This window comes from Streptomyces sp. NPDC051183, from assembly GCF_040682455.1.
Taxonomy (GTDB): Bacteria; Actinomycetota; Actinomycetes; order Streptomycetales; family Streptomycetaceae; genus Streptomyces.
In genome coordinates this window covers 53,951-69,766 of record NZ_JBFBBA010000037.1, presented here as the reverse complement: position 1 = coordinate 69,766, position 15,816 = coordinate 53,951, and the positions used below count along the sequence as shown (strand labels likewise).

Sequence of the window (15,816 nt, the reverse complement as noted above, 5' to 3'; positions counted from 1 at the left end):
ATCGCGGATCACGCGACAGGAACCCCTGTGATGCCGGACACGCGGGGCGGGCTGGCAGGCTTGGGGCATGCGCCTGCTGCCGTCGAGTGCCCTCCGTACCGCCGTCGTCCTGACCGCCGCCCTGCCCGTCGCCCTTGCCGTGCTGTCGAGTTCGGGAGCGGCGGCCGCCGCCGGGTCCCCCGGCACCTCGGGGTTCACCATCACCGATCCGCGGATCAAGGAGTCGAGCGGGCTCGCGGCGAGCCGGATCCACCCCGGCGTGTACTGGACGCACAACGACAGCGACGACGGCCCGTACCTGTACGCGGTGGACTCGGCGACCGGCAAGACGGTGGCGCGGGTGACGATGACCGGGACCGGCAGGCCCCGGGACGTCGAGGCGATCTCCCTGGGACCGGACGGGCAGCTCTACGTCGGGGACATCGGCGACAACCGGGACGGGACCTGGGACCACGTGTGGATCTACCGCCTCCCGGAGCCGAAGGAACTGCGGGACGTCACCGTCAAGGCCGAGCAGTTCACGGTGAAGTACGCGGACGGGCCCCGCAACGCGGAGGCGCTGATGGTGCATCCGGTGACGGGCCGGGTCTACATCGCGAGCAAGAGCGAGGACAAGGGCGGGCTGTACGAGGGCCCCGAGCAGCTCTCCGCGTCCGGTACGAACACCTTCCGGCGGATCGCCGACCTCCCGTGGGTCACCGACGGCGCCTTCTCCCCGGACGGCGGGCACCTCGCCCTGCGGGGGTACCTCTTCGCGAAGACCTACCCGTGGAAGGACGGCCGGCCGGACGGCCCGGGCGAGGCGGTGGGCGCGCCGTGGCAGGGGCAGGCGGAGTCGGTGACGTACACGGCGGACGGGTCGACGCTGATGTTCGGCGCGGAGGGCGCGGAGAGCCGGGTCGTGGCGGTCCCGGTGAAGGCGGCGGCGAAGTCCTCCGCGACCCCGGGCACCCCGGCCCCGGGCGGGGGCCCGGCCGCGCCCGGCTCCACGGGCTCCGCGAGCGGCGCGGATGCCGCGGACGAGGGCAGCTTCACGAAGGGCGCACTGGTGCTGGCGGGCGCGACGGTGCTGGTCGTGGGCGCCAAGCGGCTCTTCCGCCGCACCCCGAAGCCGTAACCTGCCTGGCGACACAACGGGTCCCGGTCCAGGGGGGTTTCAGGAGATGAGGTCGGCGATGTCCTCGGCCGCGGTGCCGCCGCAGGACAGGTTCGAATGGTTCACCGACGTCGTCGCGCGCTCACTGGCTCCGACGGCGATCCGCTGCGCCGACCCGGAAGCCTTCGAGGCCGAGGCCTCCCTGGTCGATCTGGGCAACCTCCAGGTGTCCACCTTCAGTTACGCCCCGCTGCGCTCCCGGCGCACCCCGACGCACATCCGGCGCGGGGACCCGGAGCAGTACCAGCTGGCGCTGGTGACCGGCAGCCCGATGTGGATCTCCCAGAACCGCAACGACTCCGGGTACGTCGAGGGGGGTGAATGCTGCTACGCGTTTCCTAGTCATTGATAGTCACCTCTAGTCGACTGTTTCGCGTACGTTGGTCTTGTGAAGCTTTCGGAGTGGGCCCGTCAGCAGGGCGTGAGCTACCAGACCGCGTGGCGGTGGGTGAAGGACGGGAAGATGCCCGTCCCGGTCCGCCAGGCGCCGTCCGGGACGTGGCTGGTCGATGAGCCCGCTCCGGCCGCCGCCGTGGAGGCGGGCCGGGTGGTTGCGTACTGCTGTGTCTCATCCGCCGACCAGAAAGCGGACCTTGACCGGCAGACGGCCCGGGTCGTGGCCGGTGCGAACGGGCTCGGTCTGGCCGTGGCCGAGGTCGTCGCCGAGGTCGGTTCCGGGCTGAACGGCCGGCGCCGGAAGCTGCACCGGGTGCTGTCCGACCCGCAGGCAGCGGTCATCGTGGTCGAGCACCGCGACCGGCTGGCCCGGTTCGGTGTCGAGCACCTCGAAGCGGTCCTGTCGGCGTCCGGGCGGCGCCTGGTCGTCCTCGACCCCACCGAGACCGCCGACGACCTCGTGCGGGACATCACCGAGGTGCTCACCTCGATGTGCGCGCGCCTGTACGGGCGGCGGGCGGCGAAGAACCGGGCCGCCCGCGCCGTGGCCGTTGCGACCGGCGAGGACGCCGGGTGAAGAAGTTCCGGCCGCAGCCCGGGTTCCAGGTGCAGGCGTTCCGGTTCGCCCTGGACCCCAACTCCTCCCAGGAGGCCGCGCTGCGCTCGCACTGCGGCGCCGCGCGGGCCGCCTACAACTGGGCCGTCGGCTGGGTGACCGCCTCCTGGTGGCAGCGCAAGGCCGAGGTGTCCTACGGCGTCCCCGAGGATGCGCTGACCGGCTGGCGGCCGTGGTCGCTGCCCGCGCTGCGAAAGGCGTTCAACGAGGCCAAGCACACCGGCCCCCGGTTCGCCGGGTGGTGGGAGGAGAATTCCAAGGAGGCGTACTCCACCGGTCTCGCGAACGCCGCCGCCGCGTTCGACAACTACGCCAAGTCCAAGCAGGGCAGGCGGCACGGCAAGCGCATGGGCGCGCCCCGGTTCAAGCCGAAGCGGAAGGCACGTCTGGCCTGCCGGTTCACCACCGGCACCATCCGCGTGGACGGCGACGGCCGGCATGTGACGCTGCCGAGGCTGGGAACGATCCGCACCCACGAACCCGCCGCCGGCCTTCACGCCCGCGTCCAGGCCGGGACCGCCCGCATCCTGTCCGCCACGGTGCGACATGAGCGGGGACGCTGGTTCGTCTCCTTCCAGGCCGAGGTGAAGCAGGACATGCGGCGCGTGGCGCGCCCGGATGCGGCGGTCGGCATCGACCTCGGCGTGAAGACCCTCGCGGTCATGGCCGACTCGACGGGCGAGATCCGCACCGCCGCGAATCCCGGGCACTACGACGCCGCGCGCAAGCATCTGCGCCGCGCATCGCGGACCGTCTCCCGCCGCTCGCTGCGCCGCCTGCACCTGCTGTTCCAGGAGCGCCGGGAGAGCGTCGCCGCGACCGTCCGGCGCCGCCGGCTGGAGGGCGCCAGGGCCGACCTGCTCCGGCCCGAGCTGCACTCCCGGCCCATCCACGCCGTCGCCGCCCGCTGGGGCTTCGCCAGTGCGGCCGTCTTCAGCCGGGCCTTCCGCGAGGCGTACGGGACGAGCCCGTCGGAACTGCGCGCAGGATCAACGTTCCTTGCGCGCAGCGCGCGGACCGGGAACCGGCCGCCCCCTAGGCTCCAACAGGCTCCTGCCGTTCACGGGGGTGACGGCAGGAGCCCGGCCCGCTGAGCCCGCTGCGCTCCCGCCCTCAGGGACGGTACTCGTCCTCGTCGAGTCGGTACTCCTCGCCGTCCGCGTGGTAGCCGTACAGCTCCCCGTACCGCCCCCAGTCGGTGGCCGTCTCCAGCTGCCGCTCCAGCTGCTCGCTCGTGTAGTGGTGCGAGAGCAGGTCCCGGAAGAACCCTGCGCGCTGTGTGCCGCCCCGCGAGCGCTCCAGGGTGGTGCGGATGAGGTGGACCAGCGGGACCTCCCGCGCGCCTTCCGCGAACAGCTCCTTCGACTCCTGTACGTCGGCCCCCGCGAAGGCGGTGCCGCGCGGGGTCAGCACCAGGTGCAGGTCCCGTACCTCGGCCAGCCCCAGCAGCTCCAGCCCGTCCACCAGCGGCAGTACGTCGTCCACCTCCAGGCCCAGCTCCTCGGCCAGGTCCACGAGGTCCTCGCTGTCGTCTCCGCCCTCGCCGCGCTGGAGGACGATCTCGGCGAGGCCCGCCATGCCGTCGACGCTGGCCGCCGGCAGGGGCGTGTTCGCCAAGGTCCGCTTCACCGGCGGGGCGGCCGCCGGGGCCTTGGCGCTGCGGCCGGTCATCACCGCGTACACGGCGTCGACGATGGTCTCGAACTCTGCGCCCGTGCGGTCCCGGGGGCGGGCGAGGCCGACCTCGAAGGTCTCCTTGATGGTTCCGTAGGGGCGAGAGCCGAGGACCACGACCCGGTCGGCCATCAGCACCGCCTCCTCGATGTTGTGCGTGACCAGCACCACGGCCTTGGCGGGGAAGCGGTCCGAGGCCCACAGCTCCATCAGCTCGCCGCGCAGGTTCTCCGCCGTCAGCACGTCCAGCGCCGAGAACGGCTCGTCCATCATCAGCACGTCCGGCTCCACGACGAGCGCGCGGGCGAAGCCGACGCGCTGGCGCATGCCGCCGCTGAGCTCCTTGGGGTACGCCGATTCGAAGCCGTCGAGGCCGATCAGGTCGATGGCCGCCACCGCCTGCCGGGCCCGTTCCTCCCGGTCCACGCCCTTGGCCTCCAGGCCCAGTTCCACGTTCTGCTGCACCGTCAGCCAGGGCAGCAGCGCGAAGGTCTGGAAGACCATGGCCGTGCCCGGGTTTGCGCCGCGCAGCTCCTCGCCGCGGTAGGTGACCGAGCCCGAGCTGGTGGGGATCAGGCCCGCCAGGCAGCGCAGCAGGGTGGATTTGCCGCTGCCGGACTTGCCGAGCAGGGCCACGATCTCGCCCTCGTGGATCTCCAGGTCGATGCCGCCGAGCACGGGCAGCTCGCCGTCGGCGCCGGCGTAGGACTTGGTGAGGGCGGCGGCCTTGAGGATCGTCGTCACGGGCTGGTTCCTCACATCGAGTAGCGGCGGTCCGCGAGGCGGTAGAGCGGGCGCCAGAAGAGCCGGTTGAGGCCGACGACGTACAGGCTCATCACGGCGATCCCGGCGATGAGCCGGGGGAAGTTCCCGTCCTCGGTGGCGTGGAAGATGTACGCGCCGAGGCCGGTCGCGGTCAGGGTGGAGCCGGCGAAGGTGACCACCTCGCCGACGATGGAGGCGTTCCAGGCGCCGCCCGAGGCGGTGATGCCGCCGGTGACGTACGCGGGGAAGACGGCCGGGACGATCAGGCGCTTCCAGCGCTGGAGGCCTCGGACGCCGAGGTCGTCCATGGCCTCCTTCAGGTCGGAGGGGATGGCCATGGCCCCGGCGATGGCGTTGAAGAGGATGTACCACTGCGCGCCGAGGGCCATCAGCAGGACGCAGCCGATGTTGATGTCGAGGCCGGTCCTGAGGAAGAACCAGACGGCCACCGGGAAGAGCAGGTTGGCGGGGAAGCTCGCCAGCACCTGCACGAGCGGCTGGGCGATCTTCGTGAGGCGCGGCGAGGACCCGATCCACACGCCGACGGGCACCCAGACGACGGTCGCGACGGCCACCAGCACGATCACCCGGACGAAGGTGATCAGACCGAGCAGCAGCGGCTCCCCGAAGACCCCGAGCCCGGTCTCGCGCTGGAGGTAGCGCAGCAGGTCGTACAGCCCGAGGAGGATCACGGCGCCGGCGACGACCGCGAAGGCGATGTCGCCGGTGCGGCGGCGTACGGGGTCCACGGACAGCGCCCGGTCGTCGCGGCCCAGGACGCGGGCGGCGCGACCGGTGGCCTCTCGGGCGGGCCCGGTGGCGCGGCCCAGGAGCGCCGGCCAGTGGGAGCGCCGCAGGAAGTCCAGGACGTAACTGCGCTGGACGTCGCTGGACTCGGACTGCTCGTTCTTGAACTTCTCGGCCCAGGCGGTGAGGGGGCGCCAGAAGAGGAAGTTGACGGTGACGATGGTGAGGGTCATCGCGAGGATGACCCAGCCGACCTTGGCCAGGTCGCCCTCGCCGATGGCGGTGCCGGCGTAGGAGCCGAGGCCGGGTACGGCGTAGTCGTGGCCGGAGACGCTGACGGCCTCGGAGGCGACGAGCATGAACCAGCCGCCGGCGAAGCTCATCATGCCGTTCCAGACGAGGTCGATGACTCCGGCGGGGACCTCGATGCGCCAGAAGCGCATCCAGCGGGTGAAGCCGAACGAGCGGGAGACCTCGTCGAGTTCGCGGGGCAGCGAGGTGAGGGTGGCGTAGAACCCGAAGGTCATGTTCCACGCCTGGGAAGTGAAGATGGCGAAGATCACGGCGCATTCGAGGCCGAGCAGGGAGCCGGGGAAGAGCGCGACGAAGAAGGTCACGAGGACGGAGAGGAAGCCCAGGACGGGCACGGACTGCAGGATGTCCAGGGCCGGGATGAGGATGCGCTCCAGCCTTCGGCTGCGGGCGGCGGCGTAGGCGTACGCGAAGGTGAACACCACGGACGCGGCGAGCGCGATGAACATCCGCAGGACGCTGCGGGCGGCGTAGTACGGGAGCTTCGCCGGGTCGGTGTCGACGTCGGGCACGTCGGCCGGGTCGAAGTTGACGGTGGTGCCCCTGCCGACCTGGAGGAACAGGTAGAAGAGCACCAGCACGGCGGCGGCCACGGCGAAGTCCACCCAGGACAGCCGCCCCTTCGCGGGCGCGGCCTGACCGGTGTGCGGCTGCGCCGGCGGGCGCGTGGCAGTGCTCATCCCGCCCAGCGGATCACGCCCCCCGCCCGGCCGCCCCCCGGCTCACCCATCCGGGCGAACCCCGCCCGCGCCGGGCGTCGGGCCGTCAGTGCTGTGGCCCGGTCACCCCCTAGCTGTGGCCGAGGTCCGCCTCCGCGAGGTCCGCCGGGGGGACCGAGCCGGTGTCGGGGGTCGGGCGCAGGGGGAACTCGTCCGAGGCCATCGAGTCCAGCACCGGCGGCGCGGGCCTCGGCGGCTTCGGCATGACCGCGGCCTCCGAGTGCCCTCCGCAGCCGTACGACAGCGAGACCAGGTGCCCGTCGGCGGGGCCGAACTCGTTCGCGCAGATGCCGAAGGCCTGGCCCAGCGAGCCGCCGATCGCGACGAGGAAACCGCAGGAGACACAGGAAGCCGGCGCCGCCTGCGCCATCGGGGTCTTCGCGCCGAAGGACTCGTCCCAGCGGTCGGCCGCGCTGTGCAGCCCGTAGCGGGACAGGACCCGCGCCCGGCGCATGCCGAGCTCCTCCGCGACCGCGGTGATGGAACCGCGCACCGGGACCACCGCGCGGTCGGTCACGTCGGCGTCCTCGGCCTCGACCAGTTCGGCCATCTCGGGGGACACGACCGAGTTCGGCGGCGGTGCGTCCTCGCCCGACCAGCCCGGCTCCAGCCGCAGGTCCTCGGCGTCGGTGGGCAGCAGGTCGCCCGGGCCCATGTCGCCCGGCCGCAGCCGCTCGCTCCACGGCACCCACTCGGGGGCCAGCAGCGCGTCCTCGCCCGGGAGCAGCACCGTTTCGTCGAGGGTGACGTTCTTCGCCCGGGAGGCGCGCGTCACGGTGACGGCCCAGCGCCAGCCGCGGTACCCGGGGTCCTTGCACTCGAAGAAGTGCGTGACGACCCGGTCGCCCTCGGAGACGGCCGAGACGTGCTCGCCCACCACTCCGGGAGCGGCGGCTTCCTCGGCCGCCGCGCGGGCGAGGTCTACCGCCTCGGCGCACAGGCGGTCGGGGGTACGGCTTCGCGTCGTCGCAGCACTCACAGGTCTCGTTCTCTCCTACGCCGTCTCACGAGTGCGCCGTCCGTACTGTCGTCCACAACGACCCGTCGGTCCTGTCCGTACGAGGCGCGGGCGGAGCGGACCAGAGGGCCGCGTCGACGTCCGCACCCGATCGGCCTCGGGCGCACCTACCTGCGATCCATTCTGCGGGATCGCGAAGAGGCGCGCGGCCAAGAGCAACCGTCGGTGGCGCGCTAGGCACGCTACCTCCTCCGGCGCCTTCGGCCCACATGCAAGGTCCGATTCGCGGACATGCAGATCGGCCGGAGCCCGGCCGCGGGCCGATCGGTCACGCACCGGTGACGCGCCGGAGAGGGTCCGAGAGGGCCGAGTGGGGCACTATGGCCAGGTGGCACCCGTACGGTCGTCCGATGACGGCTCGGGACCGGCCAGGCGGGCCGGCCGGGCCGTCGGGCGTGCCCTGCACCTGCCGATCACCGGTACGGCGCGCGGGATCCGGCGCGCCACGCACGCGCACGGGGCCGGCGAATCGGGCCTCGGCAAGCTGATCGAACTGCACGCCATCAACGGCGCGGGCGACGTGATGATCACGGTCGCGCTGGCTTCCACGGTGTTCTTCTCGGTGCCCACGGACGAGGCGCGCGGCCGGGTGGCCCTGTACCTGGCGATCACGATGGCCCCCTTCACCCTGCTGGCCCCGGTCATCGGACCGCTCCTGGACCGGCTCCCGCACGGCCGGCGCGCCGCGATGGCCGGCGCGATGCTGACGCGGGCGCTGCTGGCCGTGATGATGTCCGGCGCGGTCGCCACGGGCGGCCTGGAGCTCTATCCGGCTGCGCTGGGCGTCCTGGTCGCCTCGAAGGCCTACGGCGTCGTACGCAGCGCCGTGGTCCCGAGGCTGCTGCCGCCGAAGTTCTCACTCGTCAAGGCGAACTCCCGGGTCACCCTGGCGGGCCTGCTCGCCACGGGCGCCGCCGCGCCGGTCGGGGCCGCACTGCACGCGATCGGACCGCCGTGGCCGCTGTACGGGGCGTGCGCGATCTTCATCTGCGGCACCTTCGCGGCCTTCACGCTCCCGCACAAGGTGGACGAGGCCAAGGGCGAGCGCCGGGCCCGCCTGTCGACCCACGAGGCGCACTCCAAGAGGCCCGGGCTGCGCACGGTCAGCCCGTCGGTGCTGTGCGGGCTGCTGGCCAACGCGTCGATGCGCGGGCTGTCCGGGTTCCTGATCTTCTTCCTGGCCTTCCTGCTGCGCGAGCACCCGCTCGCCGGGCAGAGCGCGGCCGTGTCCCTGGGCATCGTGGGCGTCTCCGCGGGCATCGGGAACGCCTGCGGCACGGCGGTGGGCGCCTGGCTCCGGGCCCGCGCGCCGGAGGCGATCATCGCCGCCGTGCTGTGCCTGACCCTGGGCGTGGCGATCGTGGCGGCCGTCTTCTTCAGCGGGGTGTTCATGGCCTTCCTCGGCGCGACGGCCGGCTTCTGCCAGGCCCTGGCGAAGCTGTCCCTGGACGCGATGATCCAGCGCGACGTCCCCGAGGCCGTGCGCACCTCGGCCTTCGCCCGCTCGGAGACCCTGCTCCAGGTGGCGTGGGTGCTGGGCGGCGCGATCGGCATCGCGCTTCCGCTGAACGGGTCCCTGGGCATGGGCGTCGCGGCCGCGGTGGTCGCCCTCGGCGCCGCCATGGCCCTGCGCGGCCTCCTCGCTTCCCCCCGCCACCACCAGCACCCTTCCTCCCGCCCGCGGGTGGCGTGAAACCCCCTCGCGTTCGCGGCGGCCCGGGCGATCGACGCCGCGCCGCACCCCAGCCGGACCCCGTGCAGCGGCGCAGCCCGGCGGCCAGATAGCCTTCGGCTCATGACCGCACCGCTTTTCTCGGGTAGGGCCCGCCGCAGCGTCGCGGCCCTCGGAGCCGTTTCCGCCGGCCTCCTCCTCCTCTCCGCCTGCGACAAGCCGACACCGCTGGCGACCGTGACGGTCGGCACGTCGTCGGTGTCCGCCGAGGCCGCCTGCCACGACGCCGTGGAACTCTCCTCGGACAAGGTCCAGGAGTGCCTCACGAACAGCAAGGACGCCAAGACCGTCGAGTACGGCCGCGGCGACACCCTGCGCCTCGGTGTCGAGCCCGACGTCGTCGAGGACGGCAAGAAGTGGCAGGCGGTCCTGGACGGACAGCCGATCACCGAGCCCTCCGCGAACACCTACCGCAGCTTCCCGGGCGCCGACATCTTCGCGACCGGCGGCCAGGGCGAGGCCCCGGCCTCGAAGAAGCTGCACATCGTCGAACTCGCCGCCGACGGCAAGCCGCTCTCCGTCTGGGCCTTCAACATCAAGCTGAAGTAGTCGCGTACCCACCGTGCGCGCGCTCATCGTGACCGCGGTGACGGCGGAGGCCGACTCCGTCGTGGCCGGTCTGACCCCTCATCCGGACACCCCCGGCCCTGAGCCGCGCGCCCTGCCCGGCGGCTACCTCATCCGCCGCCGGGACCTGCCCGGGATCGCCCTCGACGTCCTCGTCGGGGGCGTCGGGCCGGCCGCCGCGGCCGCCGCGGCCGCCACCGCCCTGGCGCTCGCCGACTACGGCCTCGTCGTCTCCGCCGGCATCGGCGGCGGGTTCGCGCCCGCCGCCCCCACCGGTTCGCTCGTGGTCGCCGACGCGATCGTCGCCGCCGACCTGGGCGCCGACACGCAGGACGGGTTCCTCTCCGTGGACGCGCTCGGCTTCGGCCGCAGCGTGCACCTGCCGCCCGCCGAGCTCGCCGCCCGCGCCGCCGAGGCGACCGGGGCACTGCTCGCGCCCGTGCTCACCGTCTCCACCGTCACCGGCACCGCCGCGCGCGCCGCCGGGCTCGCCGCCCTGCACCCGCTCGCGGGGGCCGAGGCGATGGAGGGCTTCGGGGTCGCGGAGGCCGCGGCCGCTCACGGGCTGCCCGTACTGGAGATCCGCGCCGTGTCCAACGCCGTCGGGCCGCGCGACCGTGACGCCTGGCGCATCGGGGACGCCCTGGCCGCGCTGGCCGAGGGGTTCCGCGTCCTGGGCCCCGTACTCGCCCACTGGGGAGGACAGCATGAGCAGCACCGCAAGTGAACCGCTCCGCATCGCTTATTCGCCGTGTCCCAACGACACCTTCGTCTTCGACGCCTGGGCGCACGGCCGGATCCCCGGCGCGCCCGCCCTCGACGTCACCTTCGCCGACATCGACATCACCAACGGCATGGCCGAGCGCGGCGAGTCGGACGTGCTGAAGGTGTCGTACGCCGTCCTGCCCTGGGTGCTGGAGGAGTACGCGCTGCTGCCCTGCGGCGGAGCACTGGGACGCGGCTGCGGGCCGCTGGTCCTGACGCGTAAGCCGGGCGTCGACCTGGCCGGCCGGACCGTCGCCGTGCCGAGCGAACGCTCCACCGCCTACCTGCTGTTCCGGCTGTGGGCCGCGGACGTGCTCCCCGCCGGTGTCGGCAAGGTGGTCGTGCTGCCGTTCAACGAGATCATGCCCGCCGTGCGCGACGGCCGGGTGGACGCCGGACTCGTCATCCACGAGGCCCGGTTCACCTATCAGGACTACGGGCTGCACTGCCTGGCCGACATGGGCGAGCACTGGGAGACCACCACCGGCCTGCCGATCCCGCTCGGCGCGATCATCGCCAAGCGCTCGCTGGGCACCGACACGCTGCGCGCGCTGGCCGAGTCCGCCCGTACGTCGGTCCGGATGGCCTGGGATGACCCGGAGGCCTCGCGCCCGTACGTCCGGGCCCACGCGCAGGAGCTGGACCCGGCCGTCGCCGACCAGCACATCGGGCTGTACGTCAACGAGTTCACCGCCGACCTCGGCGACGCGGGCTACGCGGCCGTCCGCGGACTGCTGACGCGGGCCGCCGCAGAGGGTCTTGTTCCGGCCATCGGACCGGACGCGCTGGCCTTCCCGTAGCCCCTGCGGCCGGAACGACCGTGCCCCGCCGACTCGTTCGAGTGGCGGGGCACGGTTGCGCAGGGCGGGATCAGACGTCGAGCTGGTCGGCCACCGCGCGCAGCAGCCCGGCGATCTTCGCGCCGTGCACCTTGTCGGGGTAGCGGCCGCGCTCCAGCATCGGGGTGATGTTCTCCAGCAGGGTCGTGAGGTCCTGCACGATCGAGGCGAGCTCGTCCGGCTTGCGCCGCTGCGCGGCCGCGACCGAGGGCGTCGGGTCCAGCACCGTCACCGAAAGCGCCTGGTCACCGCGCTGCCCGGCCACCACGCCGAACTCGACGCGCTGGCCCGGCTTGAGGGCGTCCACCCCGTCGGGGAGCACCGAAGAGTGGACGAAGACGTCGCCGCCGTCGTCACGGGAGAGGAAGCCGAAGCCCTTCTCACTGTTGAACCACTTGACCTTGCCGGTAGGCACGTCCGTCCTCTGTCCTTGTGCTCGTCGGGTCCGGGGCCGTCACAAACGGCTCCGGATAGCAGTACAGCGGGTCACCGACCCGCCACACCTCCAGGCTAGTGCTCAATGGACGAGTGACAAGACGTTCCCCGGTCCTTCCCGGTGGACCGCTTCGGCCAGGGAACTACCCTGGTGGCGTGACTGTTACTCCTCAGCCCGAGCACGCCGACGACGCGCGCCCCGGTGACGCACTGGTCAAGGCGGGCGGCATCGTCTTCATCGTCGGCGCCGCGGCCACGCTCGCGACGATGGCCCCGCTGTTCCTGGACACCGACCCGTTCCCGTCGTACGCGTGGGCCGTGTGCATGCTCATGGGCGTCGGCTTCGCCATCTCCGCCGCGGGCGTGCTGCGCTCGGCCGCGGCCCAGCGCCGGGCCGCCCGCGCCTCCCAGGCGTAGCGCTACGCCCGCTGCGCGCGGGTGTACTCGGCCAGCCAGGCCGGCAGCTCCGTGAGGTCCGCCAGCACCACGTCGGCGCCGGCCTCCCGCAGCTCGGGCTCCGGGCACGGGCCCGTCGGCACCGTCACCGCCAGCGCGCCGGCCGCGCGTGCGCCCCGTACGTCGCCGACGTGGTCGCCGACGTAGATCTGCGCGCCGTGCTCGCGCAGCGCGCCCGCCTTGGCCTCCGCCCACAGCCAGCCGATGACCGCGTCCGGCTCGATGCCGAGGTGCTGGAGGTGGAGCTTGGCGTTCGGTTCGTGCTTCGCCGTCACCACGATCGCGCGGCCGCCGAGCGCCCGGACGGCCTCGATCGCCTCGCGGGCCCCGGGCATCGCCGGGGTCGGCTCGATGGCGTATGTGGGATAGATCTCCCGGTAGCGGTCCGCCATGGCCGGGACCTCCGCCTGCGGGAACCAGTTCGCGAGCTCCACGTCCAGCGGCGGACCGAGCCGCGTAACGGCTTCGTCGGCATCGATGAACGTACCCGTTTCGGCCGAAAGCGCCTGGTAGGCAGCCTTGATGCCCGGCCGGGAGTCGATGAGGGTCATGTCGAGGTCGAAGCCGACGGTCAGGATCGGGGTGGCGGTGCTCTCGGGGCTCATACCGGCCATTGTGCCGAGCCGGGGACGAAGGACGGGAACGTAGACTTAGCCTCGCCTTACCGGACAGTGAAATTTGGTGACATGTCAGCCCCCGCCCTCGACGGCCCCGGCGCCGACGCCCCCGTACGGCGTGCCCTGACGCCCCGTCCGACCCGCCCGGGCCGGCGCATCGCGTGGCTGGCGGTCGCATCCGCCGCGCTGCTGTGCGCCGTGCTCCTGAGCCTCGCGGTGGGCGCCCGCTCCATCCCGCCCGGCGAGGTCCTCGACGCGCTGCTGCGCGGCGCGGGCGGCCCCGACGCGGAAGTCGTCCGTACGCTGCGCGTCCCGCGCACGCTCATAGCCCTGATGGTCGGCGCGGCCCTGGCACTCGCCGGGACCGCGCTCCAGGGCCTCACCCGCAACCCGATCGCCGACCCCGGCATCCTCGGCATCAGCCAGGGTGCCGGGGTCGCGGTCGTCTGCGCCATCGCCTTCGCCGGCGTGCACACCCTGACCGGGTACGTGTGGTTCGCCTTCGCCGGCGCCGCGGTCGCCTCGGTCGCCGTGTACGCCGTCGCGTCCAGCGGGCGCGGCGGTGCGACGCCGGTGAAGCTGGCGCTGGGCGGGGCCGCGATCAACGCCCTGCTCGTCTCCGTCACCATGGGCGTCCTGACGACCAAGGCCTCGGCCCTGGACGAGTTCCGCTTCTGGCAGGTCGGCTCGGTGGCCGGGCGCGATTTCCGGGTCGTGCACCAGATCTGGCCGTTCCTGCTGGTCGGCGCGGTGCTGGTGGTGTCCGTGGCGCGCGGCCTGGACGCGCTCGCGCTGGGCGAGGACGTGGCGAAGGGGCTCGGCCAGAACATCGCCGCCGTACGCGTGATCGGCGGGCTCGGGGCCACCGTGCTGACCGGCGCCGGGGTCGCGGCCGCCGGGCCGATCGCGTTCATCGGGCTGGCCGTCCCGCACATCGCGCGGGCGGCGGTCGGCGGCGACCACCGCTGGGTGCTGCCGATGGCCGCGCTGACCGGGCCGGTGATGCTGCTGGTCGCCGATGTCATCGGGCGGGTCGTGGTGCCGCCGGGCGAGGTCCCGGCCGGGGTGATGACGGCGCTGATCGGGGTGCCGTTCCTGGTCACGCTGGTGCGGCGGAAGTCGGTGTCGGCGTGAGCACGGTTCCGCACGGCTACGGGCTGCTCCGCGCCCGGCGGGGGTCCTTCCTGCTGCACCGTCGGGCGGCGGCGGTGGCGGTGTCCCTCGGGGCGCTGCTGGCCGCGGTGTGCGTGGTGTACCTGTCGGTGGGCGAGTCCTTCGTCTCCCCCGGCGAGGTCGTCAAGGTGCTGCTCGGGCAGCCGTCCCCCGACGAGCTGGTCGTGGGCACGCTGCGGCTGCCCCGGATGACGGTCGGCCTGCTGGTCGGCCTGGCCTTCGGCATCGCCGGGGCGCTGATCCAGACCGTCGCCCGCAACCCGCTGGCCTCCCCCGACATCATCGGCATCAGCCAGGGCGCGAGCGCGGTCACGGTGGCGGCGCTGACCTTCGGCGTGACCTCGTACTCGGTCCTCCCGTACCTGTCGGTGCTCGGCGGGATCGTCGCGGCCGCCCTCGTGTACGTCTTCGCGTGGCGGGGCGGGCTGCACGCCACGCGCTTCGTGCTCATCGGCATCGGCTTCGCCATCGCCCTGCGGTCGGTGACGACCCTGCTGATGACCAAGGGCGACTACCTGGTGGCGCAGCAGGCGCAGATCTGGATGACCGGATCCCTCAACGGCCGCGGCTGGGACGTCGCGGGCCCGCTGGCGTGGGTGCTGGCGGCGCTGCTGCCGGGGGTGCTGTGGGCGGCGCGGGCGCAGCGCTCGGTCTCCTTGGACGACGACACGGCGACGGCCCTGGGCGTGCGGCTGGGCCGGGTCCGGCTCGGGCTGGTCGCGCTGGGCGTGGTGCTGGCCTCGGTCGCCACGGGCGCGGCCGGGCCGGTGGACTTCGTCGCGCTGCTGGCGCCGCAGATCGCCCGCCGGATGACGCGGACCGCGCAGATCCCGCTGCTGTCCTCGGCGCTGACGGGTGCGGTGATCGTGGTCCTCGGCGATCTGCTGGCGCGCCGGCTGCTGTCCCCGACCGAACTCCCGGTGGGCGTGCTGACGGCCGCCGTCGGGGCCCCGTACCTGATCTGGCTGATCGTACGCAGCCGCACTGGAGGCAAGGCGTGAACACGAGTACCGGCCGCAGCCGGCTGTCCGCGAGCGCGCTGACGCTGGCCTACGAGGACCGGGTGGTCGTGGAGGACCTCGACCTGTCCGTCCCCGACGGGAAGGTGACGGTGATCGTCGGCCCGAACGCCTGCGGCAAGTCGACGACCCTGCGGGCTCTGGGGCGGCTGCTGAAGCCCCGGTCGGGTGCGGTCCTGCTGGACGGGGCGGCGCTGTCCTCGCTGCCGACGCGCAGGATCGCGCAGACGATCGGGCTGCTCCCGCAGTCCCCGGTCGCCCCGGAGGCGATCACGGTCGCGGACCTGGTGGCCCGCGGCCGGCAGCCGCACCAGCACTGGTGGCAGCAGTGGTCGGAGGCGGACGAGCGGGCGGTCGTCGAGGCGATGGCCCGTACGTCGGTGGCGGACCTGGCGGACCGTCCGGTGGACGCGCTGTCGGGCGGGCAGCGCCAGCGGGTGTGGATCGCGATGGCGCTGGCGCAGGACACGGACCTGCTGCTGCTCGACGAGCCGACGACGTTCCTCGACATCGCCCACCAGGTGGAGGTGCTGGACCTGGTCCGGCGCCTCAACCACGACCGCGGGCGCACGGTGGTGGCCGTGCTGCACGACCTGAACCAGGCCGCCCGGTACGCGGACCACCTCGTCGCGATGAAGTCGGGCCGCGTGGTGGCCGAGGGCCCGCCGGCGTCGGTGGTGACGGCGGACCTGGTCCGCGAGGTCTTCGGCCTCGACTCGGTCGTCATCCCGGACCCGGTGACGGGCTCCCCCCTGGTGGTCCCGTCGGCCCCGTGGTCGCCCGCCGGGTAGTTGGCAGCCGGGTACCGGC

At 73.2% G+C, this 15,816-nt stretch carries 17 protein-coding genes; 12 read left to right on the top strand and 5 right to left on the bottom strand.

The window, feature by feature from the left end; all coding sequences use genetic code 11:
• The first annotated feature begins 67 nt into the window (after nucleotides 1-67).
• The 4 genes from AB0M99_RS28470 to AB0M99_RS28455 are packed head-to-tail and all read left to right on the top strand — an operon-like array spanning nucleotide 68 to nucleotide 3,262.
• The gene (locus AB0M99_RS28470) at nucleotides 68-1,117 is read left to right on the top strand and encodes a WD40 repeat domain-containing protein (protein WP_365925315.1); all 1,050 of its coding nucleotides are present in this window, start codon (nucleotides 68-70) and stop codon (nucleotides 1,115-1,117) included.
• A 58-nt stretch (nucleotides 1,118-1,175) separates the two neighbouring features.
• Nucleotides 1,176-1,505: a hypothetical protein gene (locus AB0M99_RS28465; protein ID WP_365925313.1), complete on the top strand. Its 330-nt coding sequence runs from the start codon at nucleotides 1,176-1,178 to the stop codon at nucleotides 1,503-1,505.
• Nucleotides 1,506-1,544: 39 nt separating this feature from the next.
• Nucleotides 1,545-2,129 carry an IS607 family transposase gene (locus AB0M99_RS28460; RefSeq protein WP_365925311.1) on the top strand — a complete coding sequence of 195 codons (585 nt, stop codon included), beginning with the start codon at nucleotides 1,545-1,547 and terminating at the stop codon, nucleotides 2,127-2,129.
• The gene (locus AB0M99_RS28455) at nucleotides 2,126-3,262 is read left to right on the top strand and encodes a helix-turn-helix domain-containing protein (RefSeq protein ID WP_365925309.1); all 1,137 of its coding nucleotides are present in this window, start codon (nucleotides 2,126-2,128) and stop codon (nucleotides 3,260-3,262) included. The genes AB0M99_RS28460 and AB0M99_RS28455 overlap by 4 nt, the downstream gene beginning before the upstream one ends.
• A gap of 19 nt (nucleotides 3,263-3,281) precedes the next feature.
• Here the strand turns inward: AB0M99_RS28455 and AB0M99_RS28450 are convergent, their stop codons facing one another.
• From AB0M99_RS28450 to AB0M99_RS28440, 3 genes are all read right to left on the bottom strand, one after another.
• On the bottom strand, nucleotides 3,282-4,586 hold the full coding sequence (locus tag AB0M99_RS28450) for a nitrate/sulfonate/bicarbonate ABC transporter ATP-binding protein (protein WP_365925307.1): 1,305 nt from the start codon (nucleotides 4,584-4,586) through the stop codon (nucleotides 3,282-3,284).
• A gap of 11 nt (nucleotides 4,587-4,597) precedes the next feature.
• The gene (locus tag AB0M99_RS28445; RefSeq protein ID WP_365925305.1) at nucleotides 4,598-6,346 is read right to left on the bottom strand and encodes an ABC transporter permease subunit; all 1,749 of its coding nucleotides are present in this window, start codon (nucleotides 6,344-6,346) and stop codon (nucleotides 4,598-4,600) included.
• A gap of 109 nt (nucleotides 6,347-6,455) precedes the next feature.
• Nucleotides 6,456-7,364 (bottom strand): DUF3027 domain-containing protein, encoded by a 909-nt coding sequence (locus tag AB0M99_RS28440; protein WP_365925303.1) that lies wholly within the window; start codon nucleotides 7,362-7,364, stop codon nucleotides 6,456-6,458.
• Nucleotides 7,365-7,731: 367 nt separating this feature from the next.
• Between AB0M99_RS28440 and AB0M99_RS28435 the strand changes: the two genes are divergently transcribed.
• The 4 genes from AB0M99_RS28435 (at nucleotide 7,732) to AB0M99_RS28420 (ending at nucleotide 11,267) form a co-directional block, all read left to right on the top strand.
• Nucleotides 7,732-9,096: an MFS transporter gene (locus tag AB0M99_RS28435; RefSeq protein WP_365925301.1), complete on the top strand. Its 1,365-nt coding sequence runs from the start codon at nucleotides 7,732-7,734 to the stop codon at nucleotides 9,094-9,096.
• Between the two features lie 102 nt (nucleotides 9,097-9,198).
• Nucleotides 9,199-9,684, top strand: a complete 486-nt coding sequence (locus AB0M99_RS28430) for a DUF2771 domain-containing protein (RefSeq protein ID WP_365925299.1) — start codon at nucleotides 9,199-9,201, stop codon at nucleotides 9,682-9,684.
• Between the two features lie 13 nt (nucleotides 9,685-9,697).
• On the top strand, nucleotides 9,698-10,429 hold the full coding sequence (locus AB0M99_RS28425; RefSeq protein WP_365925297.1) for a futalosine hydrolase: 732 nt from the start codon (nucleotides 9,698-9,700) through the stop codon (nucleotides 10,427-10,429).
• Entirely contained in the window at nucleotides 10,410-11,267 is an 858-nt protein-coding gene (locus AB0M99_RS28420) for a 1,4-dihydroxy-6-naphthoate synthase (protein ID WP_365925295.1), read from the top strand. Before AB0M99_RS28425 ends, AB0M99_RS28420 begins: the two co-directional genes overlap by 20 nt.
• A 70-nt stretch (nucleotides 11,268-11,337) precedes the next feature.
• Here AB0M99_RS28420 and AB0M99_RS28415 read toward each other — a convergent pair whose 3' ends face one another.
• Entirely contained in the window at nucleotides 11,338-11,721 is a 384-nt protein-coding gene (locus tag AB0M99_RS28415; RefSeq protein WP_329824936.1) for a cold-shock protein, read from the bottom strand.
• A 176-nt stretch (nucleotides 11,722-11,897) separates the two neighbouring features.
• Here AB0M99_RS28415 and AB0M99_RS28410 point away from each other — a divergent pair, with 176 nt between their 5' ends.
• Entirely contained in the window at nucleotides 11,898-12,158 is a 261-nt protein-coding gene (locus AB0M99_RS28410; protein ID WP_365925293.1) for a hypothetical protein, read from the top strand.
• A gap of 2 nt (nucleotides 12,159-12,160) precedes the next feature.
• On the opposite strand, the gene AB0M99_RS28405 is transcribed toward AB0M99_RS28410, so the two are convergent.
• A complete protein-coding gene (locus tag AB0M99_RS28405) occupies nucleotides 12,161-12,811 on the bottom strand; it encodes an HAD hydrolase-like protein (protein ID WP_365925291.1) in 651 nt (216 codons plus the stop codon).
• Nucleotides 12,812-12,883: 72 nt separating this feature from the next.
• Here AB0M99_RS28405 and AB0M99_RS28400 point away from each other — a divergent pair, with 72 nt between their 5' ends.
• The 3 genes from AB0M99_RS28400 to AB0M99_RS28390 are packed head-to-tail and all read left to right on the top strand — an operon-like array spanning nucleotide 12,884 to nucleotide 15,797.
• Nucleotides 12,884-13,948: an iron ABC transporter permease gene (locus AB0M99_RS28400; protein ID WP_365925289.1), complete on the top strand. Its 1,065-nt coding sequence runs from the start codon at nucleotides 12,884-12,886 to the stop codon at nucleotides 13,946-13,948.
• Nucleotides 13,945-14,988: an iron chelate uptake ABC transporter family permease subunit gene (locus AB0M99_RS28395; protein ID WP_365925287.1), complete on the top strand. Its 1,044-nt coding sequence runs from the start codon at nucleotides 13,945-13,947 to the stop codon at nucleotides 14,986-14,988. Before AB0M99_RS28400 ends, AB0M99_RS28395 begins: the two co-directional genes overlap by 4 nt.
• Complete coding sequence (locus AB0M99_RS28390; protein ID WP_365925285.1) at nucleotides 14,985-15,797, top strand: ABC transporter ATP-binding protein; 813 nt, start codon at nucleotides 14,985-14,987, stop codon at nucleotides 15,795-15,797. Before AB0M99_RS28395 ends, AB0M99_RS28390 begins: the two co-directional genes overlap by 4 nt.
• The last annotated feature ends 19 nt before the right edge of the window (nucleotides 15,798-15,816 follow it).